Origin of the sequence: Falsirhodobacter sp. alg1 (assembly GCF_000739715.2) — a bacterium.
In the GTDB taxonomy this organism is placed as follows: domain Bacteria; phylum Pseudomonadota; class Alphaproteobacteria; order Rhodobacterales; family Rhodobacteraceae; genus Falsirhodobacter.
Genome location: NZ_BBJC02000060.1, coordinates 1 through 751, shown reverse-complemented (window position 1 = coordinate 751; position 751 = coordinate 1). Strand labels below are relative to the sequence as shown.

The following is a 751-nucleotide window of genomic DNA, read 5'->3' as shown; positions in this document are numbered from 1 at the left end:
GGGTTCCCGTGTGGCAAGGACCGGCCCGTTTGCCTGCCCTCCGAGGATGCTTTGTGCCGTATTGGTCATTTTACTACAAATCCATGAGCATAGGGGTCGCGCGTGTCGATGAAGATGGTGTTGATGCCGGTCTGCCGCGCCCACCCGCCGATCGACGGAATGATCGCAGGCTTGTCCGCCACCGTGGTGGCCGCCTCTACCCGACCCTTGAAGATGGAGCCGATGATGGATTCATGCCAGAAATCATCACCGACCTTCAGTTTGCCGCGGGCGGCCAGTTGTGCCATGNCNGCGYSGMTCGAACATCAGGCCCGTCCTGATCCAGTCGAANCTCTTTCAGAAAATGGGCGCGCTTTTCCAGCATGTCCGCCCCGACCAGAAGCGGCCCGCCGCCGGACACAAGACGGACAGGATTCCCGCATGTATGCCCGTCGATGCAGGAGAAGGTATAACTCGACATAGAATGAACTCCGTAGACAGTAGGCTGCCTAGAACCGCTGGGGAGGAGAAAGGGTTTGAGATCGATTGCAGAAGGGCGCTGCAGGACCAGATCGGCCACAAGCCGTGCCGTGCCCGGGGATTGCGTCAGGCCAAGGTCGGCCATGACCGAAGGCATAGATGATCCCTGTCACCGGCGCTGGACCCGGCCGATGACGGGCAGGGTATCGGGTAGCGAGGGGCGAAAGCCCCATCCACTGGCGTTCCACCTTCGGGTCGTTCAGGGGCGGGCAGGAACTGATTTGGCCTTTTT

General features: G+C 60.7%; 1 protein-coding gene and 1 pseudogene. Both read right to left on the bottom strand.

Translation table 11 applies throughout. From position 1 onward, the window contains the following. Positions 1 to 65 precede the first annotated feature (65 nt). Positions 66 to 287, bottom strand: a complete 222-nt coding sequence (locus TR36_RS16165; RefSeq protein ID WP_045394342.1) for a proline racemase family protein — start codon at positions 285 to 287, stop codon at positions 66 to 68. Then, positions 257 to 460 (bottom strand): annotated as a pseudogene (locus tag TR36_RS16160) (proline racemase family protein). Before TR36_RS16160 ends, TR36_RS16165 begins: the two are co-directional and overlap by 31 nt. Between the last annotated feature and the right edge of the window lie 291 nt (positions 461 to 751).